Below are 25,617 nucleotides of genomic sequence, written 5' to 3' on the forward strand. Positions count from 1 at the left end.
CCCCGTTCATCTTGTGGATAACCCTGTGTATCGCGCTATATCTTGCGGTTTATGTTGACTCGTCGCGATGCGCTGCGGACAATCACCGCCAATTGACCGATTCTCGGGGACAGGCATTTGCGTTTCGATCGCCTCAAGCTCAACGGCTTCAAAAGCTTCGTAGACCCTACGGATCTGCTGATCCGTGAGGGGCTGACGGGCGTGGTTGGCCCCAATGGCTGCGGCAAGTCGAACCTGCTCGAGGCGCTGCGCTGGATCATGGGCGAGAACCGCCCCACCGCGATGCGCGGCGCGGGAATGGAGGATGTGATCTTCGCCGGCACCTCGCGTCGCTCGGCGCGCGGCCATGCCGAGGTGACGCTGACCCTCGACAACCGCGATCGTCTGGCGCCGGCGGGTTTCAACGAGGAAGATCAGATCGACATCGTGCGCCGCATCACCCGCGATGCCGGCTCGGCCTACAAGATCAACGGCAAGGATGTGCGCGCCCGCGATGTGCAGATGCTGTTCGCGGATGCCTCGACCGGGGCGCATTCGCCGGCGCTGGTGCGTCAGGGCCAGATCAGCGAACTGATCAACGCCAAGCCCAAGAACCGGCGCCGCATTCTGGAAGAGGCCGCCGGCATCAGCGGCCTTTATCAGCGCCGCCACGAGGCCGAACTGAAGCTGAACGGGGCCGAACAGAACCTGACCCGCGTCGATGACACGCTGGACCAGTTGGCCACGCAGGCGGCGTCACTGGCCCGTCAGGCCCGCGCGGCGGCGAAATACCGCGAGATCGGCGCGGCGCTGCGGCAGGCAGAAGGCGTGCTGTTGTATCGGCGCTGGGCCGAGGCCGATCAGGCGCGCGAGGCCGCAGCCCAGGCGCTGGACGCGGCAGTGCGCGCGGCGGGCGAGGCCGAGATGGCGTCGCGGCAGGCAACCGCGCTGCGCGAACGCGCCGAGACGGGCCTGCCGCCGCTGCGCGAGGAAGAGCAGGTCGCCGCCGCGATCCTGTCGCGTGTCGTGGTCGAACGCGAGGCACTGGACGAGGCAGAGGCGCGCGCAGCCGAGGCGATTGACGCGCTGACGGCACGGATCGCGCAGCTTGACCGCGACATTGATCGCGAAGCCGCGCTGAACCGCGATGCGGTCGAGGTGGTCGACCGGCTGACCTGGGAAAAGACAGAGCTGGAAAAGGCCGGGCAGGGCCATGACGCCAAGCTGGAAACGGCCGCGAAAACCGCCGATGAGGCCGCCGAGGCGCTGCGCGAGGTCGAGGGGCGCCTGGCCGAACTGACCGACGAATCCGCCCGACTGGCCGCGCGGCATCAATCCGCCGAACGTCTGGCGGCTGATCTGCGCGAGATGATGACGCGCGCCGAACGCGCGGCCGCCGCAGCCGAGGAAAACGCAAGCCTCGCGACGCAAAAGGGTCAGCAGGCCGATGCAGCACTGCGCGAAGCAGAGGCGGCACAGACCACCGCGCGCGACCGTGCAGAAGCCTCGGACGCCGCCCTGGCCGCCTCCGAGACCGCACGAGGCAGGGCAGAGGCTGTGGAATCCGACGCTCGGGCGACGCGTGCCGAGGCCGAAGGCGAGGCCGGTGCTCTGGCGGCTGAAATGGCCGCATTGAAACGGCTGGTCGAACGCGGCGGCGCGGGCGGCAAGGCGATCCTTGACCGGGTGAAGGTCGCAAAGGGGTTCGAGGTCGCATTCGGCGCCGCACTTGGTGACGATCTGCGCGCAGGTCTGGCCGAGGACGGCGCCTCGGGTTGGCACCAGCTGCCCGGCTGGGATGCGCCGCAGCCCTTGCCTGCTGCGGCAGACCCGCTGGCGCCGCATGTGAACGGCCCCGACGCGCTGGCCCGCCGTCTGTCGCAGGTCGGGCTGGTTGGCGATGCAGATGCGGCGGCGCGGATGCAGGGCGATCTGGCCCCCGGACAGCGTCTGGTCACGCGCGAGGGCGATCTGTTCCGCTGGGACGGCATGCGGGTGATGGCGGGCGAGGCGTCGTCCTCGGCTGCGCTGCATCTGCAAAAGGTCAACCAACTCTCCGAGATCACCGGGCAGGCCGAAGCCGCGCAGGCCCGCGCCGATACGGCTGTTCAGGCCCATGACGCGGCCAAGGGCACACTGGCCGAGGCCGCCGGTTCCGAGAAATCCGCCCGCGATGGACGCCGTGAGGCCGAGCGCCTGCTATCCGACGCCGCCCGCGCAGCAACACGCGCCGAATCCGATCTGTCGCTGGCCACCAGCCGCGCGGAATCGGCCCGTGCAGAACTGACCCGCCATCAGGCCGACGCCACCGACGCGCGGGCGCGGCTGTCGCAGGCGGAAAAGGCGCTGGCCGATCTGCCCGATCGCGGTGCCGCGGCCGAGGCGGTCGAGAACGCCAAGACCGGGGTCGAGGCCGCGCGGATCGCAACCATGACGCGCCGTGGCGCGCTGGACGAACTGCGCCGCGAAGGCAATGCGCGGATCAAGCGGTTGCAGGAAATCGCCAAAGAGGAATCGGGCTGGCGGCTGCGTCTGGAACAGGCCGATAGCCGCGCGACCGAACTGGCCTCGCGTCGCGACGCGGCGGCGGTCGAACTGGATCAGGCGCAGGCCCAACCGGCTGTGCTGGCCCAGAAACGCGTAACCCTGAGCGACCGCGAGGGGCAGGCCGAGGCGCGTGTTGCAAAGGCGCGCGAGGCGCTGGCCGCGGCCGATCATGCGCTGCGCGAGGCGGCGCATGGCGAACGCGACGCCGAACGCCTCGCCTCGGAGGCGCGTGAACACCGCGCCGCCCGCGAGGCCCGCGCCGAGGCCGCGCGCGATACCGAAAACGCGGCCCGCGCGCGCATCCACGAGGATACCGAAGACAGCCCGCAGGCCCTGCTGGCAAGTCTGGGCTGCGCCGAAACGGACACATCCGCCGCTCAGCTGGAAGACAAGATCGCGCGGCTGCGCAGCCAGCGCGACGCGCTTGGATCGGTCAATCTGCGCGCCGATGAGGACAAGCGCGAGATCGAGGAAGAACACGCCACGCTGGCCGCCGAAAAGCACGATCTGGAAGAGGCGATCCGCAAACTGCGCGCAGGGATCGGCAGCCTGAACCGCGAGGGCCGCGAACGCCTGCTGGCCGCGTTTGACACGGTGAACGCGAATTTCAGCACCTTGTTCACCACGCTGTTCGGCGGCGGCGAGGCCAAGCTGGTGCTGGTCGAATCCGATGACCCGCTAGAGGCCGGGCTGGAAATCATGTGCCAGCCGCCGGGCAAAAAGCTGTCGACCCTGTCGCTGCTATCGGGCGGTGAGCAGACCCTGACCGCGCTGGCGCTGATCTTTGCCGTCTTTCTGGCAAACCCCGCGCCGATCTGTGTGCTGGACGAGGTCGACGCCCCGCTGGACGATGCCAACGTGTCGCGGTTCTGCGACCTGCTGGACGAGATGACCCGCCGCACCGATACACGCTTTCTGATCATCACCCACCATGCGGTGACGATGGCGCGCATGGACCGGCTGTTCGGCGTGACCATGGTCGAGCAGGGCGTCAGCCAACTGGTCAGCGTTGATCTGAAACGCGCCGAGGCGCTGGTCGCCTGAGTCTCTTCCCTGATTTGATTGCCAAGCCTGTTCAAACCGGGCATCCATTGGCCATTCAGTGAAGGACAAAGAATGAAACTGAACGTGATTATCGTGTCGACGCGGCCCGGTCGCGTGGGGAAACCGGTCGGCGATTGGTTCTTTGACCACGCCAGGAACAACCCGTCGGGTTTTGATGAGGTGGTTCTGACCGATCTGGCCCAGGTCAACCTGCCGCTATACGATGAACCCAAGCATCCGCGCCTGCAGGAATACGAACACGACCACACGAAAGCCTGGTCAAAGATTGTGGCCGATTCGGATGCCTTTGTCTTTGTGCTGCCCGAATACGACTTCAACGCGCCGCCCAGCTATTACAACGCGCTGGTCTATCTGTTCAACGAATGGAACTACAAGCCGGCGGGGTTCGTGTCCTATGGCGGCATCTCCGGCGGACTGCGCGCCACGCAATCGGCCAAGGCGATCCTGACCACGCTGAAGATGATGCCGGTGCCGGATCAGGTGGTCATGCCCATGGTGTTCGAACATCTGTCCGATGACGGGCTGAAACCGACAAAGCCGATGATCGAAAGCGCCGATGCCATGCTGCCGGAACTGGCGAAATGGGCGACGGCGCTGAAAACCATGCGCTAGCGCAGGGGGTCGAATCCGCTTTTACATCATCCGTCCGTCCGGTTTAGGATGCCACTCACACAATTCGGAGAAGCCCATGTCGATCGAATCCCGCCTTGCCGAACTTGGTATCACCCTGCCCGAAGCGATGGCCCCTGTGGCGAACTACGTGCCCTGGGTCCGCTCGGGCAACCTGATCTTTGTCTCGGGTCAGATCAGCACGGCGGATGGCAAGCCTTTGACCGGCAAGCTGGGCGATACGATGGATGTCGCGGCTGGTACCGCCGCCGCGCGGTCCTGCGGGCTGGCGCTGATCGCGCAGCTCAAATCCGCGACCGGATCGCTGGACAAGGTGGCACGGGTGGTCAAGCTGACCGCCTTTGTGAACTCCACCCCCGATTTCGGCGATCAGCCCGAGGTGGTGAACGGTTGTTCCGACCTGATGGTCGAAGTCTTTGGTGACAAGGGCCGCCATGCCCGCGCCGCCGTCAGCGCCCCGTCCTTGCCGCGCGGTGTGGCGGTCGAGGTTGATGCGATATTCGAGGTGGAATGAGGTAACGCCATGATCCTGCCTGCTGTCTTTACCCGCTTGCCGCTGGCGCACCGAGGGCTGCATGACCGCGCGCTCCCGGAAAACACGCTGGCCGCCATCGAGGCCGCTGTCGACGCCGGCTACGGCATCGAGATCGACGTTCAGCCCGCCGCCGGCAGCGTGCCGATGGTGTTTCACGACTATGACCTCACCCGCCTGGCCGGCGATGAGGGGTTCATCGCCGATATGGAGGCCGATGATCTCGAAGCCGTGGGGCTTAACAATACCGACCACGGCATCCCGACGCTGGCCGCCGCCTTGCGCGTCGTCGATGGCCGGGCCCCTCTGCTGATCGAGATGAAGGATCAGGATGGCCGGCTTGGTGACCAGATCGGAGAGCTGCACCGCCATGTGATCGATGCGCTGCAGGCCTATGACGGTCCGGTCGCGGTGATGTCGTTCAACCCGCATATGGTCTCGGCCTTTCATGCCGAGGCACCGCAGATCCCCTGCGGCCTGACCACCTGCGGCTTTGCCGAAGACAATTGGCCGATGCTGGACGAGGAAACCCGCGACAGGATGGCCGCGCTGACCGATTTCGACCAGTCCGGCGCGGTGTTTATCTCGCATGACAAGGGTGATCTCGACAATCCGCGCGTCGATGCGCTGAAAGCCCAGGGTGTGCCGGTGCTGTGCTGGACGGTGCGCTCGGAGGCCGAGGAAAGCGCCGCCCGCGAGATCGCCGAAAACATCACCTTCGAGGGTTATCGCCCGCAGATACCGGAATGACCGCGCCGCGCCGGCTGCTGATTACCGGCGGTTCGCGCGGCATTGGCCGCGCCGCAGCCCTGTTGGCGGGCGCACAGGGCTGGTCGGTCGCGGTGAATTACCGCAAGGATCAGGCAGCCGCGGATCAGGTCGTCGATCAGATCACATCGCAGGGCGGCAACGCGACAGCCTTGCAGGCCGATATCGGTGAGGCCGATCAGGTCGCGGATCTGTTCGACCGGGCCGAGGCGGCGCTGGGCGGGCTGGATGCCGTGGTGGTCAATGCGGGCATCGTCGCGCCGGTGATGAAACTGGCCGAGATGCAGGATGAGCGGTTGCAGCGGATGGTGCAGGTTAACCTGCTGGGTGCCTTGTACTGCGCCCGCGAGGCGGCCCGCCGTCTGCCACGCCCCAAGGATCAGCCGCCGGCCTCGCTGGTGCTGCTGTCATCGGCGGCGGCGCGTCTGGGCTCACCCGGTGAGTTTGTGGATTATGCGGCCACCAAGGGCGCGATCGACACGCTGACGCTGGGACTTGCGCGCGAATTGGGCCCTGACAATATCCGCGTCAACGCGATCCGTCCGGGGCTGATCGATACCGATATGCAGGCCGATAGCGGCATTGCTGACCGGGCCTTCCGGCTGGCGGGGAATATCCCGATGGGTCGGCCCGGCACCGCGGATGAAGTGGCCGAGGCCGTGATCTGGCTGGCAGGCGAGGCGTCGCGCTATGTCAGCGGATCAATTCTGGATGTCAGCGGCGGGCGCTAAGGCCCGCCGCGATCCGTTTCTCAAGCAGCGGTGTTGCTGCGGCGCTGACGGTTGTTGCGCCGGGGTTTGCCATAGGCCTGCTGGCCGCCCGGCTTGCCCGAATAGCCCGGCTTTCCGCCGCTGCGCGGGCGCTTGGCGCCGCTGCGACGACCCGGCTGGGCCTGCGCGCCATGGGCGGGCAGGGGGCTGCTGCCGCTGGCGACCGGAATGTCGGCCTTCATGATCTTCTGGATCTGGCGCAGCTGATCTGCCTCGTCGGGCGCGCAAAAGGCGATGGCTTCGCCTTCACGGCCGGCGCGGGCGGTACGACCGATCCGGTGGATATAGTTGTCCGGCGTGTCGGGCAGCTCGTAGTTGATGACATAGGAAACGCCGGGAATATCAATCCCGCGCGCCGCCACATCGGTTGCCACCAGAACGGTGACCGAGCCATCGCGGAACGCCTTGATCGCGCGGTCGCGCTGACCCTGGCTTTTGTTGCCATGGATCGAGGCCGCGTTATACCCGTCAGCCACCAGGCTTTTCATCAGCTTTTCAGCGCCATGCTTGGTGCGTGCGAAAACCAGCGTCAGCGCCGACAGATCCTGCGACAGGATCTCGCGCAGTTTGCCTGGCTTGGCGCCCTTGTCGAGGAAGTGCACCGATTGGGTAACCTTGTCGGCAGCCTTGCCCGGAGGGGCAACCTGAACCCGGCGCGGATCGGTCAGATAGGCGCTGGACAGTTCTTCCATCTGCTTGGGCATGGTGGCCGAAAACAGCATCGTGCGGCGCGGCGTGCCAAGGCGGGGTGCGATTTTGCGCAGGGCATGGATAAAGCCCATGTCCAGCATCTGATCGGCCTCGTCCAGCACCAGCTGGCGCACGGTCGACAGGTCGATCGCGCGACGCTCCATCAGGTCGATGAGGCGGCCCGGCGTGGCAACCAGAACATCGGTGCCGCGTGCAAGCAGGTTGATCTGCCGGCCAATGGACTGGCCGCCCACAACCGTGTTGATGCGCAGCTTGGTGCCAGCGGTCAGCGGGCGCAGGCTTTCGGCGATCTGGTTTACCAGTTCGCGGGTGGGCGCCAGGATCAGGGCCTTGGCGGTCTTGGGATCGGGCCGGCCGGGCTGCTGCGACAAGGCGTCGATCAGCGGCAGGCCAAAGGCCAGCGTCTTGCCGGTGCCGGTCTGGGCCAGGCCCAGAATGTCATGCCCGGCCAGCGCCAGCGGAATCGCTTGCGCCTGAATCGGCGTGGGCTCGGAAAAGCCGGCTTCGGTCAGGGTACGGGTCAGCATCGGCGACAAGCCGATCGTCTGGAAATCTTGCAATATAAGTCCTTTCGCCCGTCGCGACCGAATGGCCGGGGGCTATTGTTTTTGGCAGGCCGCATTCGGGCCTGCGCGCGGGTTATCGCGAGGTCGCATCCAATGGCGGGCATCAGCCCGGACCGGATCGGCCTGGCGTCTAGAACCCTGCGTGATGGGAACCGGGATAAGTCGTCGCTGATGCGCCCGGATGGCGAGTTGCAATCGGCGTGGCTGCCTCACGCGGCAACTCAGCGAACAGGTGCCATCTGGCGGTTGACGGCGCAGTTGTCAACCCGGCTGGCCGCTATTTCGTAAAGTTTGATATATTTGCCAGTGCCCTGCCGGCACCGATTGCCCGACCCGATGCAGTGGGCCGGATCAGGCCAGATGCCGCAATCGGTCCAGCGCGCCCTGCAGGATATAGCCGGCTGCCACCTGGTCGATCACCTCGGCGCGGCGCTTGCGCGAGGTGTCGCCCTCCAGCAGCGCGCGCTCGGCGGCCACGGTGGACAGACGTTCATCCCAATAGCCGATGGGCAACTCGGTCAGCCGGGTCAGGTTGCGGGCAAAGGCGCGGGTCGATTGAGCGCGCGGTCCTTCGCTGCCGTCCATATTGCGGGGCAGGCCCAGAACGATGCCGGTCAGGCCGCGCTCGGTCACGATGGCCAGCAGGGCCTCTGCGTCCAGCGTGAACTTCTTGCGCTTGATCACGGTCAACGGGGTCGCCACCTGCCGCAGCCCGTCACTGACCGCGATGCCGATGGTCTTGGTGCCCAGATCCAGACCGACCAGCCCGCCCACGCGCGGCAGCGCGGTGATGAAATCGACCATCTCTTCATGGATCATTCGGCCAGCCCTGCCTGCTCTGCGCCCGCCTGCACCACGGCCAGTGCCTCGGGCTGATCGGCAAAGCGCGTCTGCGCCTCGTTCCAGATATTGCGGGCGTGGTCGATATTTCCCAGCACCGCATGCGCGCCGATCAGCCGCGCCCATTCCTCGGGCGAGCCGCCCTCTTCGGCCAGCCGTCCCTCCAGCTGGGCGACCATGCCGGCGATCATCTGCTGGCGATCCTCGGGCGACATCTCCTCGGCTGCGGCCATGCCTTCGGCATCGGGGCCGGGCAGGGCGGGGGCCGCAGTGCCGCCTGCGGGTTCGGGCGGCGCGTAATCGGGATCGCCGGCCAGCCAGGCCAGATCCTGGATCGACGCGCGGATGGGCGCGATCCAGGGGGCGTCGGGCGGTCCCTCCGCCAGAAGATCGCGCCAGATCGGAAAGGCGCGGTCGGGCCGTCCGTTCTGCGCCTGCAGCAGCCCCAGCATATAGCGCACCTGCGGATGGCGCGGGTCGGTCTTCAACGCGCGGGCCAGTTCCCGCTCGGCCTCGGCGGTGATGATGCCGCCGGCGGCCTCGGCCATCAGTCCGGCCAGAAAGGCATGGTCCTGCGCCGTGGTGTCATCGCCCTTGACGGCGATCAGATGGTTTTGTGCGGCAAGCGCGGCGTCCAGATTGCCCAGCCGCGATTCGTGCATCGCCAGCAGCGCCAGCCCCTCGGGATCGTCGGGCGTCTTTTTCACGGCGCTGCGCAACTCGTCGATCAGCGCCGCATATTCGGGGTCGATCTCGCCGCGCGCCGGGGCGGGGGTGTCGGCCTGCGCCTCGGCCTGGCTGGGTCGCGCCTCATAGGTCGCCTGCGCCGCCGCGATCCGTTCGGACAAGGGCAGGTCGGGCATGCCGGGCACGCCCTCGCGCTGATACAGCCAGACCGTGCCCGCAACGACCGCCGCCACCGCCAGTGCCGCGCCGATCCGGCCGCTGCCAACGCGCCGGCCGGGCTCGGCCATGGCCAGACGTCGGTCGGCATCCAGCACCTTGCGCCCGATCTCCTGGCGCAGGCGCTCGGCATCCTCGGCGCCGATCACCCGGCGCTGCAGGTCGCGATCGACCTCGCGCAGCTGATCGCGATACACTTGCAGGTCATAGGCCGCGGCTGGCGCGGCACCCTTGCCGGCCGCGTCGCCACGCCACAGTGGCGTCAGGATTGCCACGGCGACGATGGCCGCCATCGCCCCGCAGATAAGCCAGAACAGCATCGTTACCCTCTTCTTCGCCCCGTCCGACCTATCCGCTTTGCGGCACCGGCAAAAGCCCCAAGCCGTTGACAAGGCCGCGATAGGGTGTCGCATTTTGCATGGATATGACGCATCGAGCCTTGAGCCAAAGGTCCGCGCAAGGCAAACATGTCACTGTGCCAAGCCAAGGGGGCGCCATGCCGATTCCTGCGAAATCCGGCCGTTATTCGGTCTTTGCCATCGCGCGCGAGGCCTTGCGCCAGCATCAGGGCTGGAATCGCGCCTGGGCCAGCCCCGAGCCCAAGGACCGCTATCAGGTGGTGATCGTCGGCGCGGGCGGGCACGGATTGGCCACCGCCTACTATCTTGGCAAGAATTTCGGCATCACCGACATCGCGGTGATCGAAAAGGGCTGGCTGGGCGGCGGCAATACCGGCCGCAACACCACCATCATCCGCAGCAATTACCTGCAGGACCCGTCGGCGGCGATCTATAACAAGTCGCTCAGCCTTTACGAAGGGCTGTCGCAGGATCTGAATTACAACATCATGTTCAGCCCGCGCGGCCTGATCATGCTGGCCCAGACCGAGCATGAAAAGCGCGGCTACCTGCGTACGGTCTATGCCAATCACCTGCAGGGCGTCTCGACCGAATGGATCGAACCGGCGCGGGTAAAGGATCTGGTTCCGATCATGAACATCGACGGGCCGCGCTATCCGGTGCTGGGCGGCCTTTATCAGGCGCGCGGTGGCACGGCGCGCCATGACGCGGTCGCCTGGGGCTATGCGCGGGCCTGTTCCGACATGGGCATGCACATCATCCAGAATTGCGAGGTGACCGGCGTCGAGACAGAGGCCGGGCAGGTGCGCGCCGTCAACACTTCAAAGGGCCGGATCGGCTGTGACAAGCTGGCGCTGGTGGTGGCGGGTCATTCCAGCCAACTGGCCGAGATGGCCGGCTTTCGCCTGCCCATCGAAAGCGTGGCGCTGCAGGCGCTGGTCAGCGAACCAATCAAACCCTGCATGGATGTGGTCGTCATGGCCAACACCGTGCATGGCTATCTGTCGCAATCGGACAAGGGCGAGATGGTGGTCGGCGGAGGCACCGACGGGTTCAACAATTTCACCCAGCGCGGATCGTGGCACCATGTCGAGGAAACCGTACGCGCTCTGGTTGAAACCTTTCCCATGCTCAGCCGGCTCAAGATGCTGCGCCAATGGGGCGGCATCGTGGACATGACCGGCGACCGCTCACCGATCCTGTCGACCACGCCGGTCGGCGGTATTTTCGTCAATTGCGGATGGGGCACCGGTGGCTTCAAGGCGATTCCCGGCAGCGGCTGGGCCATGGCCGAACTGATCGCAAACGGCACGCCGGGGGCATTATCGGCGGAATTCGGCCTGAATCGATTTCGGCAAGGGCGGTTTATCGACGAATCCGTGGCCGCAGGCGTGGCGCATTAAATGGGCCGGTTGATGAATGTCAGTTTTCAGGGAACCATAGAGGCGCTGGCCGAATTGAGCGGCGATAGCTTCTTAAAACCAAAAAAGGGATACCCATGGCCGATCAACCGAAAAACAATTCTCTCTGGTTCATTGTCGGCGGCATTCTGGTCGCGGTGCTGGTTCTGTTCTTCTTCATGTCGGGCGACGATGATGTCGCAACGACCGATGCAGGCGGCGACACCACCGTTACCGTTGAAACCGACGATGCAGCCGATGCAGCAGCCGACGCGGCAGATGATGCAGCCGACGCAGCCGGTGATGCGGCCGACGCAGCTGCCGATGCGGCAGGCGACGCAGCCGACGCGACGGTCGACGCGACCGAGCCGGCTCCGGCTTCCAACTGATCTTGCCCAGAGCGGTCGGCAGCTGCCGCACTCGCTCTGGTTGAGAATGTCTTGCAGGTCCGGGGGTGTCATGCCCTCGGATTTCGCATGTCAAAGGGGGGCGTGATGGCGATTGACCAGGGCGCCGCCCAGATGATGCGCGAAGATCTTGCCGCGCTGGACGGCATCTCCGAGAAAAAGATGTTCGGCGGTCTGGGCTATATGCGCGGTGGCCACATGCTGACCGGCGTGGTGTCACATGGCGCGCTGCTCTACCGTGTGGGCAAGACCCGTCAGGATGTGGCGCTGGATCTGCCCGGCGTGTCGATGATGCAGGGCAATGGCCGCACCATGGGTGGTTTCGTCATCCTGCAGGGCGATGCGCAGGCCGATGACGATCTGCGCGCAAGATTGCTGTCCATGGCGCTGGAAAATGCCGCCGAACTGCCCCCGAAGGAGTAACCGATGCTGATGCTGACCTGCCCCTATTGTGACGTTGCTGCCGAGGAAACCGAGTTGCTGCCCGGCGGCGAGGCGCATCTGACGCGCATGGGCCCCGGCAGTTCGGATGAACAGTTCGAATCCTACATGTTCGACCGCGCCAACCCCAGGGGCGTGCATTTCGAACGCTGGCGCCATGCCTATGGCTGCGGCAAATGGTTTCTGGCCGCCCGCGACACCGCGACCTTGCAGGTCTATGCGACCTACAAGGCACAGCACCCCGAAGCGCCCGCCGATGTCATCTCGGCCATTCAGGCCGCCCACCCCGACTGGACACCGAACACATGAGCCAGACCCGTCCCTTCCGATTGCCGCAGGGCGGTCGCCTGATCGACCGCGCCTATCAGGTGCCGTTCCGCTTTGATGGTCGTCACTTGCGCGGATTGCAGGGCGATACGCTGGCCTCTGCACTGCTGGCCAATGGCCAGATGATGATGGGCCGGTCGTTCAAATATCACCGCCCGCGCGGCCCCGTCGCCTCGGGCGCCGAGGAACCCAATGCCCTCTTTGGGCTGGGCCAGGGCGGTCGGTTCGAACCGAACCAGCGCGGCACCACCACGGAATTGTTGCAGGGGATGGTCCTGCGCAGCCAGAACTGCTGGCCCTCGCTGGACGCTGATATCGGCGCGGTGAACAGTTGGCTGTCGCCGATGTTCCCGGCTGGCTTCTACTACAAGACATTCATCCACCCGCGCCCGTTCTGGAAACACCTGTTCGAGCCGGTGATCCGCCACAGCGCCGGTCTGGGCCGCGCCCCCACCAAGGCCGATCCCGACAGCTACGAGCAGGCCTATGATTTCGCGGATGTGGTCGTCGTCGGTGGCGGCGTCGCCGGGCTGGAGGCCGCGTTGAAGGCCGCCAAGGGGCGCACCCGCGTGCTGGTGATGGAACAATCATCGCATTGGGGCGGTCGCACGCCGGTTGATCACACGGGCGGCGAGGCGCGGATCGCGGAATTGCTGGACCAGCTGCGCGCCAAGAAACACGTCACCCTGCGCCGCAATTGCATGGCAACAGGGCTCTACGATCATGGCTATCTGCTGGCCCGCGAGGCGCTGGCCGATCACGACCCCAATCAGGGCATCCCGCGCCAGCGCCTGTGGCGCATCCGCACGGGGCAGGTGATCGTTGCCACCGGCGCGCTGGAACGCCCGCTGGCATTCGCCGGCAATGATGTGCCCGGCGTGATGCTGGCCTCGGCCATGCGCGACTTTATCGTCGATTACGGCGTCGCACCGGGGCAGCGCATCGTCGTGGTCACCAATAATGACGACGCCTACCGCACCGCCCTGATCGCCGCCGAGGCGGGGCTCGAGGTGGCAGCCATCATCGACGCGCGCCCAGATGCCGATGGCGAATTGCCGCAGGCCGCGCGGGCGCAGAACATCCCCGTGCTGACCGGCACCGGCATTGCCAAGATCAAGGGCGGGCGTCAGGTCGAGGGCGTGACCATCTGCGACCAGTCCGGCGAAGGAAAATCGACCGGCGGGCTTGATTGCGACGCAGTGGCCATGTCGGGCGGCTGGTCGCCGGTCGTGCATCTTTACAGCCATTGCGGCGGCAAGCTGCTCTGGGACGAGGATCACGCCATGTTCCGCCCCGATGCCAGCCGCCCGCCGCTGGGCGCGGACGGGCAGGGCAATGTCACCGCAACCGGCGCCGCGAATGGCGATCTGCGCTCCGCCGGCGATCTGGAACGCACCGAGGCGCCGACCATGCCCGTCTGGGTCATGCCCGCTGCGGCGCCCTACCGGATGCGCGCGAAAATGTGGCTGGATTATCAGAACGATGTGAAAGTCACCGATGTCGAGCTGGCCGCGCGCGAAGGCTACGCCTCGGTCGAGCACACCAAACGCTACACCACGCTGGGCATGGCGACCGATCAGGGCAAGATCAGCAACATCAACGGCCTCGCGGTGCTGTCCAATGCGCTGAACCAGCCGATTCCGCAGACCGGCACCACCACCTTCCGCCCGCCCTATACGCCGCTGACCCTGGCCACCATCGCCGCCGATGCACGCGGCGAGGCGTTCCAACCGCTGCGCAAGACGCCGATGCACGCCTGGCATCAGGGCAAGGGCGCCTCTTGGGAACCCGTTGGCCAGTGGCGCCGGCCCTATTGCTACCCGCGCGCGGGCGAAGACCGCCACGCTGCCGTCACGCGCGAGATAAAGGCCGTGCGCAAGGGCGTTGGCACGCTGGATGCCAGCACGCTGGGCAAGATCCTCGTCAAGGGTCCGGATGCGGGCCGCTTCATGGACATGATGTACACCAACATGATGTCCACGCTGCCGGTCGGCAAATGCCGCTATGGGCTGATGTGCAGCGAGAACGGCTTTCTGATGGATGACGGCGTCGTCGCGCGGCTGTCGGATGACACCTGGCTCTGCCACACCACCACCGGCGGGGCCGAGCGTATCCACGGCCATATGGAAGACTGGCTGCAATGCGAATGGTGGGACTGGCAGGTCTATACCGCCAATGTCACCGAACAATATGCCCAGATCGCCGTCGCCGGCCCCAAGGCGCGTGAATTGCTGGGCCGTCTGGGCGGCGATATCGACCTGTCACAAGAGGCGCTGCCCTTCATGCAATGGGCCGAGGGCGAATTGGCCGGCATGCCCGTCCGCGTCTTTCGCATCAGCTTCTCGGGCGAGCTCAGTTTCGAGATCGCCGCACCCGCCGGGCGCGGGCTGGAACTGTGGGAAAAACTGCACGAGGTCGGCACCGATCTGGGCGTGACCCCCTACGGCACCGAGGCGATGCACATCATGCGCGCCGAAAAGGGCTATATCATGATCGGCGACGAAACCGATGGCACGGTGATCCCGCAGGATCTGGGCCTTGGCTGGGCGATCAGCAAGAAAAAGACCGACTATATCGGCAAGCGCGCGCAAACGCGCAGCCACATGACCGACGGTCGCCGCTGGCAATTGGTCGGGCTGGAAAGCGTCGATGGGCAGATGATCCCCGATGGCGCCTATGCGGTCGATGAGGGCGAGAACGACAACGGTCAGCGCAACGTGCAGGGGCGCGTGACCTCGACCTATCATTCGCCGACGCTGGACCAGCCGATTGCCATGGGTCTGGTGCGTCATGGCCGCGACCGGATGGGGCAGGTGATCGAGTTCGCGACCCCGGCGGGGCAAAGCATCCGTGCGCGCATCACCGACCCGGTCTTCTACGACAAAGACGGAGGCCGGTTGAATGGCTGAACCCCTCGCCACCATCACCGCAGCCGAAGGGCTGGGCATGATCACGATCCGCGCCGATCTGGACCGCGCTGGCGATGCCATCGCCGCGGCCGCAGGTCTGGCGATCCCTGAGGCCACGCGCATCACCACCGATGGCAGCCGCAGTCTGGGCTGGATGTCACCGGATGAACTGCTGCTGATCCTGCCCACAGGCGAGACCGCGCAGGCCATCGCCGATCTGGAACAGGCACTGACCGGCGTACACGCGCTGATCGCCGATGTGTCCGAGATGCGGGCGGTCTTTGACGTGACCGGCGCCAAGCCCGAACAGGCACTGGCCAAGCTGTGCCCCGTCGAATTCGCATCCATGCCCAAGGACGGCCTGCGCCGCACCCGCGCCGCGCAAACGGCCGTGGCGTTCTGGCGGCAGAACAAGGGTTTTCGCATCATCGGCTTTCGCTCGACCGGCGATTACCTGCGCCTGATCCTGGAAAACGCGGCCATCGCGGGCAGTGATCTGGACCCGCGCTAGGCGGGCAGGACCGGTTCAGCCCGGCTGCCTGATGGTGGCCGCGCGCCCGGTTGCGCCTGCTGATTGATGCGGATGCGACGCCCACCCCGCCGCAAGCAGGCTAGGTCGCCGCCGCACAAAATGCTACGCTGCCCCGACCGAAAAGGGGTAGGACATGGCTGAACTGAGCATCCTCGTGGGAACGACCAAGGGCGCGTTTCTGGTCTCGGGCGACGCGGATCGCAGCGATTGGCGCGTCAGCGGACCCTATTGCGATGGCTGGCCCATCAATCACATCATCGGCGATCCGGCCAGCGGCACGATCTGGGCCGGCGGCGGCGGCGATTGGCATGGCGCGGGCATCTGGCGATCCGATGACGGCGGCAAAAGCTGGGCGCTGACCCGGCTCAGCAAAGGCATGATGGACGATTGGGCGGCGGATGACGCCGATTTCGCGCAGATGATCGGCTGGACCGATGAACCCCTGCCGTTCACGGACGAGTTCCAGCAGATCTGGTCACTGGGCCTTGTGGATGGGCGGCTTTATGCCGGCACGAAACCGGCACGATTGCTGGTCAGCCAGGATCGCGGCGACAGCTTTGAACGCCTCGACGGCCTGACCGATCACCCCTCATTCGATAGCTGGAACCCCGGTGCCGCCGGGCTGGTCCTGCACACCATCGTCGGCGATCCGACCGATCCGGCGCGCCTGTGGATCGGCATTTCCGCCGCCGGCGTGTTCCAGACCGACGATAGCGGCCAGACCTGGACGCGCCGCAACCGCCTCTCCAACGCGGAAAGCTGCGGTCACCATCACCACCCCGCCGCCCCCCGCGACGGAGAGGTCGGCCATTGCGTGCACAACCTGGTGCGCGCGCCGGGCGATGGGCAGTTGCTCTATCAGCAAAATCACCACGGCGTCTGGCGATCCCCCGATGGCGGCCGCAGTTGGGAGGACATCACCGAGGGTCTGCCCTCGACCTTCGGCTTTCCCATCCATGTCCACCCGCGTGACCCGCAAACGCTCTGGACCCTGCCGCTGAACGGCGACAGCATCGGCCGCTTTCCACCGGATGCCGCCGCTGCCGTCTGGCGCTCGTCCGACGGCGGGCAAAGCTGGCAGGCGCAGCGTGACGGGCTGCCCCAGGCCGCATGCTACTTTACCGTGCTGCGACAGGCGATGGCCGGTGACCGCCGCGATCCGGCAGGCGTCTATTTCGGCACCAATAGCGGCTCTGTCTTTGCCACGCGCGATGAAGGCAACCACTGGTCCGAGATCGCCCGCCACCTGCCCACGATCCTGTCCGTCGAGGTGCTCGACCGCGCCTGAGCCTGCTCTGTCGGCCAAAAACCCCGCAGGCAGCGCGCGCCGGCATCGTCCAAAGGGTGCAGACGGCCATTTCTGCAGCCCCCAAATGGAACCGCGCTTCGGCCCTTGCGTTGATCTGCCGAATGCGGGACTTTGCGCCCGACACTGCGAAATCCCACTGAAAGGACAGGAAAATGGCTTTTAAGCTTCCCGATCTTCCCTATGCCCACGACGCACTTGCCTCGGCTGGCATGTCCAAGGAAACGCTGGAATATCATCACGATATTCACCACAAGGCCTATGTAGACAACCTCAACAAGGCGATTGACGGCACCGAATGGGCCGATAAATCGCTCGAGGAAATCGTCACCGGCAATTTCAAGGACGGTGCGGTTGCGCAGAATGGCATCTTCAACAATGCCAGCCAGCATTGGAACCACAGCCAGTTCTGGGAAATGATGTCCGGTGAGGCCAATGCAATGCCGGGCGAGGTGGAAAAAGCCCTGAACGACGCCTTTGGCTCGGTCGCCAAATTCAAGGAAGAATTCAGCGCCGCCGGCGGCGGTCAGTTCGGTTCGGGCTGGGCCTGGCTGGTGAAGGACAAGGATGGCAGCCTCAAGGTCACCAAGACCGAAAACGGCGTCAACCCGCTGTGCTACGGCCAGACCGCGCTGCTGGGCTGCGATGTGTGGGAACACAGCTATTACATCGACTTCCGCAACAAGCGTCCGGCCTATCTGACCAACTTCCTCGACAAGCTGGTCAATTGGGAAAACGTCGCCTCGCGCATGTAAATGCCGACCAGACGCACTGTTCTGCGGGGCCTGCTGGGACTGTTCCTGGCAGGCCTTTTCGTATCGGCCTGGGCGTTCTTCATCGAACCGGCCCTGCGCCTGCGGGTCAAACGTCACCGCATCACCCGCGACGACTGGACGGCGGCGCCCCTGCGCATCGCGGTCATCGCCGATCTGCATGTGGGCGAGCCCTTCGTGACCCTGCGGCGCGTGGAAAAGATCGTCGCCCGCACCAATGCGCTGAAACCCGACCTGATCGTCCTCTTGGGCGATTACGCGGCGGGGCATCGCTTCATCACCAAGCCGCTGGCGATTGCCGATGTCGCACCGCGCCTTGCTCGGCTGACCGCGCCGCAGGGCGTTTTCGCGATTCTCGGCAATCATGACTGGTGGGACGACCGGGCCGCCCAAAAGCGCGGCGGCGGACCTAATCTCTATGCCACCGCGCTAGAGGAAAACGGCATCCCGGTCCTGTCCAACCGCGCAATCCGGCTGGATCAGATCTGGCTGGCCGGGCTTGAGGATCAACTGGCGATTCTCGGCGGCGCGCGCGGGCTGATCGGGCTGGACGATCTGGCGGGCACCATGGCCCAGATCGGCGCGGATGGCGCGCCCGCCATCCTGCTGGCGCATGAGCCTGACATCTTTCCGCAGGTGCCAGACCGCATCGCGCTGACGCTCTCGGGTCATACTCATGGCGGACAGGTGCGATTATTCGGCTGGTCGCCGGTGGTCCCGTCGCGCTATGGGAACCGATACGCCTATGGCCATGTTAAAGAACAGGGGCGCGATCTGGTCGTATCGGGGGGCATCGGTTGTTCGATAGCGCCCGTGCGGCTGGGGGTCACGCCCGAGATAACCTTGATCGAGATTACGGGGACAGCATGAAACCACCATCAAGACGCAAAAGCATTCTGCCCAGCCTGGGTCTGGCTGGTTTGGCCGGGTTGGCTGCCTATGCGCTGTGGTGGGAACCCGCGATGATGCTGCGCGTCGTGCGCTGGCGGGTCGAACTGCCCGAATGGCGCGGCCGTCGCCCGCAACGTCTTGTGATCATCAGCGATCTTCATGCCGGCTGGCCGCATATCAGCCTGAACCGGGTCAGCCGAATCGTCGACCGGGCCAATTCGCTGCAACCCGATGTGGGCATCCTGCTGGGCGATTTCAGCGCCGCGCATCCCTTTACCCTTGGTGGCACCGGCAAGCGTGAGATCATCGCACGTCTGACCGCCCTGGACGCGCCGGGCGGGAACTGGGCTGTGGTCGGCAATCATGACTGGTGGCAGGACAAAGAGGCGCAGGCACGCCGTCAGGGCCCGATCGAGGCCGAGCTTGAACTGGAACGCGCCGGCATCCCCGTTCTCGACAACAAATCCGTGCGCATTGGCGGTCAGGACGGTTTCTGGCTGGCCGGCGTGGGCGAACAGCGCCCCTTTGACGAGGGGCCGGACAGTGTCGGCATGGACGATCTGGACCTGGCGCTGGATGATGTGACCGATGACGCGCCGGTGGTGCTGCTGGCCCATGAGCCCGATCTTTTCGACCATCTGGGCAAGGCCCGGCGCCGCGTGTCGCTGACCCTGTCGGGGCATACGCATGGCGGGCAGGTCCGCATCGGGGGCGGTGCGCCGCTGATCATGGCCTCGGATAACGAGAAATGGTCCTGGGGCCGCTATGACGACGACGATGGCCGGGTGCTGGTCGTCTCGGGCGGGATCGGCTGCTCGGTCCTGCCGATGCGGCTTGGTGTGCCGCCCGAAATCACCGTGGTCGATCTGGCGCCGCCTTCGCCCGGTGCCGACGAAGAGGCCGCCGAAGCCCGAGAGCGCTTTGACGATCTGCGCGATCAGGGCAAGATGGAGACCGGCCCCGAAAACTGACACGCCGCTCACGACAGCTTGCCATTGGCAAAACCGGCCATCACCGTGTAAGAGCATTTCCGCTAGGCAAATGACGGAAATGCGGCGATGGCCAATGAAAATGACAGCTTTATCGACGAAGTGACCGAGGATCTTCGCCGCGACCGGCTCTTTGGCCTGTTCCGCCGCTATGGCTGGATCGCGATTGCGCTGATTCTGGCCATCGTGATCGGCGCGGCATGGCGCGAATACAGCATCGCACAAGCCAACAGCGCCGCGCAGGAGTTCGGTGATTCCATCGTCGCCGCCGAAGCGGCAGGCGATCCTGCTGCGGCTCTGGGCCAGATCGAGGGATCAACCGCCAGCCAGGACGCGCTGGCGAGCCTGTTGCAGGCCAATGCGCTGGCCGCCGCCGATCAGGGCGATCAGGCGGGCGAACAGCTGGACGTGGCGGCAGCGGCACTTGGCGATGACGATACCGTCCTGCGCGACCTTGCACGGCTCAAGCAGGTGATGGTGCTGGGCCCCGATATGGACCCGATGCAGCGCGACCAGATCCTGACACCGCTGGCCCAACCGGGCGCGCCGTTCGAGCTGCTGGCACTGGAACAACAGGCCGTGGCGCTGGTCGGCGCGGGCCGCAACGAGGACGCCGTGGCGCTGATCCGGCAGATCCAGCAAAAGGATGGGCTGAGCGAAGGCTTGCGTCGCCGCCTGTCCGAGATGATGATCGCCATGGGTGTCGAGCCCGAACCGACAGACACGACCCCCGCCACCAACTGATCGCAAGACAGGGCGGGCCGGGGGTCCAATAGAATAGCCAGACCGGCACTGATGATCCGGCTGATCAGGGAAAGAGGGAAGTCCAGGATGACCACCACGACGCGCAAACCCAAGGTCGGCGTTCTTACCCTGTCACTGGCCGCGACGCTGCTGCTCTCTGCCTGCATCGAGCGGGAATATATCCTGCCCGGTCAGCGGCTGGACCCGATGGCCGTAAATTCCCCCGATGGTCCCGCCGTGGTCACGCCCGCGCGCGTGGCGGCCACCGCCATCGCCTTGCCGCCCATGCGCGGCAATGCCGATTGGACGCACCGCGCCGGCAATGCCGAACAGATGCCCGGCCATGTCGCCCTGGGCGCCGGCACCAGCCGCATCTGGAGCGCGGATATCGGCCAGGGCGATGATCGCCGGCACCGGATCACCGCAGACCCGATCGTCGCCGCAGGCATGGTCTTTACGCTGGACAGCCGCGCCCGCGTCACCGCGACCTCGGTCGCCGGTGGCCGCGTCTGGTCAACCGATGTCAAACCCACGACCGAAACCGGCGACAGCGCCTCGGGCGGTGGCGTCTCGTACGAGGCCGGGCGCGTCTTTATCACCACCGGCTACGGCGAACTGGTCGCGCTGGACGCACGCACCGGCGGGCTGCTGTGGCGTCAGCGGGTGAATGCCTCTATCGGCGGCGGACCTGCCGTGCAGAACGGCGTGGTCTATGTGGCCGCCCGCAATTCGACCGGCTATGCCGTGCGCGCCGAGGATGGCAGGGTGCTGTGGGAAACCTCGGGCAACACCTCGTCATCCAGCGTCATGGGCGTGGCCTCGCCCGCCGTTTCCGGCAATACCGTCGTCTTTCCGTTCCCCTCGGGGCAATTGCTGGCGGCTGACACCCAAAGCGGCCTCAGCAACTGGACCGCACAGGTCGCAGGCATCCGCGTGGGCCGCGCCATCGCCAATGTGCGCGACGTGACCGGCGATCCGGTGATCGCCGGCGGCACGGTCTATGCCGGCACCTCGTCTGGCCGGATCAGCGCCATCGACACGGCAACGGGCATAGAAAACTGGTCCGCACGCGAGGGCGCCAATTCGCCGGTCGTGCCAGTCGGCGGTTCGGTATTTGCGGTGAATGACGCCTCCAGTCTGGTCCGCATCGACGCGGCGACTGGCGGCGAGATCTGGAAGGTCGATCTGCCCTATTACACCGACAGCCGCGTCAAGCGTCAGGAAACCGTGCACGCCCATTACGGGCCGATCCTTGCGGGCGGACGTCTGGTGGTGGCCTCGTCCGATGGCCTGCTGCGCATGTTCAACCCCTCGACCGGCGCGCTGGTCGGTCAGGCCCAGATCCCCGGCGGTGCGGCTGCCGCGCCGGTCGTCGCGGGTCAAACGCTGTATGTCGTGTCGCGCAGCGGCCAATTGCACGCCTTCAGATGAGCTTTACCCTCGCCATCGTAGGCCGTCCGAATGTCGGCAAATCGACCCTGTTCAACCGGCTGGTTGGCAAGCGTCTGGCGCTGGTCGATGACCAGCCCGGCGTCACCCGCGACCTGCGCGAAGGCGCGGGCCGTCTTGGCGATCTGCGTTTCATCGTGATCGATAGTGCCGGCCTGGAAATGGCCGAGGATGACAGCCTGCAGGGCCGCATGCGCCGCCTGACCGAACGCGCCGTGGACGAGGCCGATATCTGCCTGTTTGTCGTCGATGCCCGCGCCGGGGTGACGGCAGCGGATGAATATTTCGCCGATATCCTGCGCAAACGCGCCAAACATGTCATCGTCGCCGCCAACAAGGCCGAAGGCCGCGCGGGCGAATCGGGCGCACTCGAGGCCTATGCCCTGGGTCTGGGCGAGCCATTGCGCATTTCGGCCGAGCACGGCGAAGGCATGGACGACCTCTACCGCGTGCTGATGCCCCTGGCCGATCAGGTCGAGGCCGAACGCCCCGCCCCGATAGAGCCGGAATTCGACGTCAATCTGTCCGAAGAGGATGCCGAATCGGGCGAGGGCGCCGAGGAATGGCGCCCCTCCGAGGCGCGTCCGCTGCAACTGGCCGTCATCGGTCGCCCGAATGCGGGCAAATCCACGCTGATCAACAAGATCATCGGCCAGGACCGCCTGCTGACCGGCCCCGAGGCCGGCATCACCCGCGATTCGATTTCGGTGACGACCGAGTTCATGGGCACGCCCATGCGCATCTTCGACACCGCCGGAATGCGCAAACGCGCCAAGGTCACGGACAAGGTGGAAAAACTTTCCGTCGCCGATGGCCTGCGCGCGGTGAAATTCGCCGAGGTCGTCGTGGTCTTGCTGGACGTGGCCATTCCGTTCGAGCAACAGGACCTGCGCATCGCCGATTTCGCGGAAACCGAGGGCCGCGCCGTGGTCGTCGCCGCGAACAAATGGGATCTGGAAGAAGAAAAGCCCGAAAAGCTGAAAGAACTGCGCGAAAGCTTTGAACGCCTGCTGCCGCAGCTCAAGGGTGCGCCGCTGGTCACCGTTTCGGCGCGCACGGGCAAGGGGCTGGACCGGCTGCACAACGCCGTGGTGAAGGCGCATGAGGTGTGGAACCGCCGCGTCTCGACCGCGCATCTGAACCGCTGGCTGTCGGCCATGACCGAGGCTCACCCGCCCCCCGCGCCCGGTGGGCGTCGGATCAAGCTGCGCTACATGACCCAGGTCAGGACGCGGCCGCCGGCCTTTATCGTCAAGGCCACCCATACCGACAAGCTGCCCACCAGCTATCAGCGTTATCTGGTGAACGGGCTGCGGACCGATTTCGACATGCCCGGCACGCCGATTCGCCTGATGTTCCGCGATCAGGGCGATCAGAACCCCTATCGCTTCAAGGCGCAGAAGATTAATCAGTCGGGCGCGCTCAGCAAGCACAAGCACCGGCAAAAACCCAAAAGCAGCTAGCTGGCGGCACGGACCAGAACAATGGCCATCGCCGAGATGCCGATGATCGCCACCATGGCAATGGTGGCGTCCGCCGACATCGTGACCAGCGCCAGCCCGACCAGCGACCAGATGACCGCGACCGAATAGCTGAAGACACCGCCCAGCCTGAGCTGGGTGATCACGCCGGCCGAGGCGCAAAGCAGCATCGCCGTGACCGTCGCCGCAATCGCCGGAATGCCCAGATAATTGTTCAGCAAACTGGCAAAGGCGGCATAGGTGACAGCCGTTGCCCAGCCGCCGAAAAAGCCGACCGTCTGTCTGCGCCGGATCGCTGGCCCATCGCGCTGCCCCCGGATCGCGGCGGCCAGCGCCAGCGACAGCATCGCCAGCGCCATCACAAAACCCACCGCCTGATGCTGATGAATGATCCAGGGCCAGATCGCCCCCAACACCAGCGCCAGCGCCAGCGGGGCATGCTCTGAGGGACGGTTGTCATGGCGGTGGCGCGCGGCGATCTCTTGGGCTGTGGGCGGCCCTGTATCGGGCATCCCCGGCAAGGCGTTGACCACAGCGACAGCACCGGCCCGCTCGAACCGATGCTGCTGGCGCAGCACGGTGACCGCATGCAGGATCAGCGCGAACCAGACCGCGATCAGCAACGACCAGAGCATCAGATTATCAGGTCGCAGGAACGGGTTATACAGATCCAGCCGGCCAGCCACCGGCACCATCGCGGCACTGGGCAGGCCCGGCACCGCCAGCTGTGTCATCGCCGCCAATTGCGACTCCGAGGCCACCAGGGGCAGAGGAACCGCACGGGGTCCGGCGCTGATGGCATAGAACAGGCTGCTGGAGACAAAGATCCCCACCGCGCCCACCATCAAGATCGCTCCACTGCGTACCATGTAACAAAACGCATATCGGCGCGGCTGGGTTGCGAGCCCTTGGTCAAGAAAACGATACAAGGCGATCTTGCCTCAGGCCAGAACGCCCTCCGAGGTCAATCTTGTCTTGCCGCGCAGATAGGGATGCAGCGCCGCTGGCAGCTCGACCGAACCATCGGCCTGCTGGCCATTTTCCAGCACCGCGATCAATGCCCGCCCCACGGCCAGCCCCGATCCGTTCAGCGCATGCACGAATTCCGGCTTGCCGCCGCCTTCCGGGCGATAACGCGCATTCATCCGGCGCGCCTGAAAATCACCGCAATAGCTGACACTGCTGATCTCGCGGTACTTGTCCTGACCGGGCAGCCAGACCTCCAGATCATGGGTGATCCGTGCGCCAAACCCCATATCGCCCGCGCATAGCACCACCGTGCGGTAAGGCAGCTCCAGCGCCTCCAGCACGGCCTCTGCGCAGCGCGTCATCCGGGCGTGTTCGTCCAATCCCGTCACGGCATCGGTGATCGACACCATCTCGACCTTCTCGAACTGGTGCTGGCGCAGCATCCCCGACGTATCGCGACCCGCACTGCCGGCTTCCGAGCGGAAACACTGGCTATGCGCTGTCATCCGGCGGGGCAGGGTGGCATGGTCAACCAGATCGCCATGGACGGTGTTGGTCAACGTCACCTCCGAGGTCGGGATCAGCCACCAGCCCTCGCGGGTCTGATAGCTGTCCTCACCGAATTTCGGCAATTGGCTTGTACCGACCATCATCTCCTCGACGACCAGCACCGGGCACCAGGTTTCCTGCAAGCCATGCTCTTCGACATGCAGATCCAGCATGAACTGCGCCAGCGCGCGATGGATGCGCGCGACGCCGCCCTTCAGCACCACAAAGCGGCTGCCCGACAGCTTGGCGGCGGTTTCGAAATCCATGCCGGGTATGACGCCGGCGATCTCGAAATGCTCGGCCGGGGCGAAATCAAAGCCGCGTGGCTCGCCCCACCGGCGGATTTCGACATTGTCATCCTCATCCGCGCCATCGGGAACGCTGTCCAGCGGCAGGTTCGGGATGCCCATCAGCAGATCGCGCAGCTGCTGGTCCAACTCGCCCGCCTCGGTCTGCTTTTGCGCAATCGCGCCCTTTTTCTCGGCAACCAGCGCGCGCAGACGCTCGAATTCGGCGTCGTCGCCGCGCGCCTTGGCCGCGCCCACCTCTTTGCTGGCGCTGTTCTGCTCGGCCTGCGCCGCCTCGGCTTCGGCAATGCGCGACCGGCGTTCGGCATCCAGCGCAAGGATCTGCGGCGACATTGCATCCAGTCCACGCCGCGCAAGCGCCGCGTCAAAGGCTTCGGGGTTCTCGCGAATGGCGCGAATATCATGCATGGGTCCGGCCCTCGTATCGGTTGCCGCCCGGACATAGCCTAAGCCGCCGGGTGACAAAAGCCCG

Annotated in this window: 23 protein-coding genes; 18 read left to right on the plus strand and 5 right to left on the minus strand. The window is 65.7% G+C overall.

From position 1 onward, the window contains the following. Nucleotides 1-117: 117 nt before the first annotated feature. The 5 genes from CUV01_RS10195 to CUV01_RS10215 all read left to right on the plus strand — a co-directional run bounded on the left by CUV01_RS10195 (nucleotide 118) and on the right by CUV01_RS10215 (nucleotide 6,252). A complete protein-coding gene (locus tag CUV01_RS10195; RefSeq protein WP_101460376.1) occupies nucleotides 118-3,570 on the plus strand; it encodes an AAA family ATPase in 3,453 nt (1,150 codons plus the stop codon). A gap of 72 nt (nucleotides 3,571-3,642) precedes the next feature. Next, nucleotides 3,643-4,203: an NADPH-dependent FMN reductase gene (locus CUV01_RS10200; protein WP_101460377.1), complete on the plus strand. Its 561-nt coding sequence runs from the start codon at nucleotides 3,643-3,645 to the stop codon at nucleotides 4,201-4,203. Nucleotides 4,204-4,279: 76 nt separating this feature from the next. Further along, the gene (locus tag CUV01_RS10205; RefSeq protein WP_101460378.1) at nucleotides 4,280-4,735 is read left to right on the plus strand and encodes a RidA family protein; all 456 of its coding nucleotides are present in this window, start codon (nucleotides 4,280-4,282) and stop codon (nucleotides 4,733-4,735) included. Between the two features lie 9 nt (nucleotides 4,736-4,744). Continuing rightward, on the plus strand, nucleotides 4,745-5,503 hold the full coding sequence (locus tag CUV01_RS10210; protein ID WP_101460379.1) for a glycerophosphodiester phosphodiesterase family protein: 759 nt from the start codon (nucleotides 4,745-4,747) through the stop codon (nucleotides 5,501-5,503). Then, entirely contained in the window at nucleotides 5,500-6,252 is a 753-nt protein-coding gene (locus CUV01_RS10215) for an SDR family oxidoreductase (RefSeq protein ID WP_101460380.1), read from the plus strand. Before CUV01_RS10210 ends, CUV01_RS10215 begins: the two co-directional genes overlap by 4 nt. 20 nt (nucleotides 6,253-6,272) lie before the next feature. On the opposite strand, the gene CUV01_RS10220 is transcribed toward CUV01_RS10215, so the two are convergent. From CUV01_RS10220 to ccmI, 3 genes are all read right to left on the minus strand, one after another. Beyond that, the gene (locus tag CUV01_RS10220) at nucleotides 6,273-7,529 is read right to left on the minus strand and encodes a DEAD/DEAH box helicase (protein WP_422385877.1); all 1,257 of its coding nucleotides are present in this window, start codon (nucleotides 7,527-7,529) and stop codon (nucleotides 6,273-6,275) included. Nucleotides 7,530-7,919: 390 nt separating this feature from the next. Next, a complete protein-coding gene (gene ruvX / locus CUV01_RS10230) occupies nucleotides 7,920-8,387 on the minus strand; it encodes a Holliday junction resolvase RuvX (RefSeq protein ID WP_101460383.1) in 468 nt (155 codons plus the stop codon). Further along, nucleotides 8,384-9,631, minus strand: coding sequence for a c-type cytochrome biogenesis protein CcmI (ccmI, locus tag CUV01_RS10235; RefSeq protein ID WP_198731803.1), 1,248 nt, complete (start codon nucleotides 9,629-9,631; stop codon nucleotides 8,384-8,386). The genes ruvX and ccmI overlap by 4 nt, the downstream gene beginning before the upstream one ends. A gap of 176 nt (nucleotides 9,632-9,807) precedes the next feature. Between ccmI and CUV01_RS10240 the strand changes: the two genes are divergently transcribed. The 13 genes from CUV01_RS10240 (at nucleotide 9,808) to der (ending at nucleotide 23,301) form a co-directional block, all read left to right on the plus strand. Next, nucleotides 9,808-11,073 carry a sarcosine oxidase subunit beta family protein gene (locus CUV01_RS10240; RefSeq protein ID WP_101460384.1) on the plus strand — a complete coding sequence of 422 codons (1,266 nt, stop codon included), beginning with the start codon at nucleotides 9,808-9,810 and terminating at the stop codon, nucleotides 11,071-11,073. Nucleotides 11,074-11,168: 95 nt separating this feature from the next. After that, nucleotides 11,169-11,459: a flagellar basal body-associated FliL family protein gene (locus CUV01_RS10245; RefSeq protein ID WP_101460385.1), complete on the plus strand. Its 291-nt coding sequence runs from the start codon at nucleotides 11,169-11,171 to the stop codon at nucleotides 11,457-11,459. A gap of 105 nt (nucleotides 11,460-11,564) precedes the next feature. Further along, nucleotides 11,565-11,900 (plus strand): TfoX/Sxy family protein, encoded by a 336-nt coding sequence (locus CUV01_RS10250; RefSeq protein WP_101462012.1) that lies wholly within the window; start codon nucleotides 11,565-11,567, stop codon nucleotides 11,898-11,900. A gap of 3 nt (nucleotides 11,901-11,903) precedes the next feature. Next, nucleotides 11,904-12,227, plus strand: coding sequence for a sarcosine oxidase subunit delta (locus CUV01_RS10255; protein WP_101460386.1), 324 nt, complete (start codon nucleotides 11,904-11,906; stop codon nucleotides 12,225-12,227). Further along, nucleotides 12,224-15,154 (plus strand): sarcosine oxidase subunit alpha family protein, encoded by a 2,931-nt coding sequence (locus CUV01_RS10260; RefSeq protein ID WP_101460387.1) that lies wholly within the window; start codon nucleotides 12,224-12,226, stop codon nucleotides 15,152-15,154. The genes CUV01_RS10255 and CUV01_RS10260 overlap by 4 nt, the downstream gene beginning before the upstream one ends. Next, nucleotides 15,147-15,665 carry a sarcosine oxidase subunit gamma gene (locus CUV01_RS10265; RefSeq protein ID WP_101460388.1) on the plus strand — a complete coding sequence of 173 codons (519 nt, stop codon included), beginning with the start codon at nucleotides 15,147-15,149 and terminating at the stop codon, nucleotides 15,663-15,665. Before CUV01_RS10260 ends, CUV01_RS10265 begins: the two co-directional genes overlap by 8 nt. A 154-nt stretch (nucleotides 15,666-15,819) precedes the next feature. Next, on the plus strand, nucleotides 15,820-16,974 hold the full coding sequence (locus CUV01_RS10270) for a WD40/YVTN/BNR-like repeat-containing protein (protein WP_101460389.1): 1,155 nt from the start codon (nucleotides 15,820-15,822) through the stop codon (nucleotides 16,972-16,974). A gap of 173 nt (nucleotides 16,975-17,147) precedes the next feature. Continuing rightward, nucleotides 17,148-17,747, plus strand: a complete 600-nt coding sequence (locus tag CUV01_RS10275; protein WP_101460390.1) for a superoxide dismutase — start codon at nucleotides 17,148-17,150, stop codon at nucleotides 17,745-17,747. Next, the gene (locus tag CUV01_RS10280; RefSeq protein ID WP_101460391.1) at nucleotides 17,748-18,635 is read left to right on the plus strand and encodes a metallophosphoesterase; all 888 of its coding nucleotides are present in this window, start codon (nucleotides 17,748-17,750) and stop codon (nucleotides 18,633-18,635) included. After that, complete coding sequence (locus CUV01_RS10285) at nucleotides 18,632-19,627, plus strand: metallophosphoesterase (protein ID WP_101460392.1); 996 nt, start codon at nucleotides 18,632-18,634, stop codon at nucleotides 19,625-19,627. Before CUV01_RS10280 ends, CUV01_RS10285 begins: the two co-directional genes overlap by 4 nt. Before the next feature lie 87 nt (nucleotides 19,628-19,714). Beyond that, entirely contained in the window at nucleotides 19,715-20,389 is a 675-nt protein-coding gene (locus CUV01_RS10290) for a tetratricopeptide repeat protein (protein ID WP_101460393.1), read from the plus strand. 87 nt (nucleotides 20,390-20,476) lie between these two features. Next, on the plus strand, nucleotides 20,477-21,820 hold the full coding sequence (locus CUV01_RS10295; protein ID WP_101460394.1) for an outer membrane protein assembly factor BamB family protein: 1,344 nt from the start codon (nucleotides 20,477-20,479) through the stop codon (nucleotides 21,818-21,820). Then, nucleotides 21,817-23,301, plus strand: a complete 1,485-nt coding sequence (gene der, locus CUV01_RS10300) for a ribosome biogenesis GTPase Der (protein WP_101460395.1) — start codon at nucleotides 21,817-21,819, stop codon at nucleotides 23,299-23,301. Before CUV01_RS10295 ends, der begins: the two co-directional genes overlap by 4 nt. On the opposite strand, the gene CUV01_RS10305 is transcribed toward der, so the two are convergent. Together CUV01_RS10305 and serS are read right to left on the minus strand one after the other, a co-directional pair. Next, nucleotides 23,298-24,188 (minus strand): hypothetical protein, encoded by an 891-nt coding sequence (locus tag CUV01_RS10305; RefSeq protein ID WP_157994830.1) that lies wholly within the window; start codon nucleotides 24,186-24,188, stop codon nucleotides 23,298-23,300. The two genes, der and CUV01_RS10305, sit on opposite strands and share 4 nt — an antisense overlap. 72 nt (nucleotides 24,189-24,260) lie before the next feature. Next, nucleotides 24,261-25,553, minus strand: coding sequence for a serine--tRNA ligase (gene serS / locus CUV01_RS10310; RefSeq protein WP_101460397.1), 1,293 nt, complete (start codon nucleotides 25,551-25,553; stop codon nucleotides 24,261-24,263). Nucleotides 25,554-25,617 lie beyond the last annotated feature (64 nt).

The sequence above is a fragment of the Paracoccus tegillarcae genome, assembly GCF_002847305.1.
GTDB classification, from domain to species: domain Bacteria; phylum Pseudomonadota; class Alphaproteobacteria; order Rhodobacterales; family Rhodobacteraceae; genus Paracoccus; species Paracoccus tegillarcae.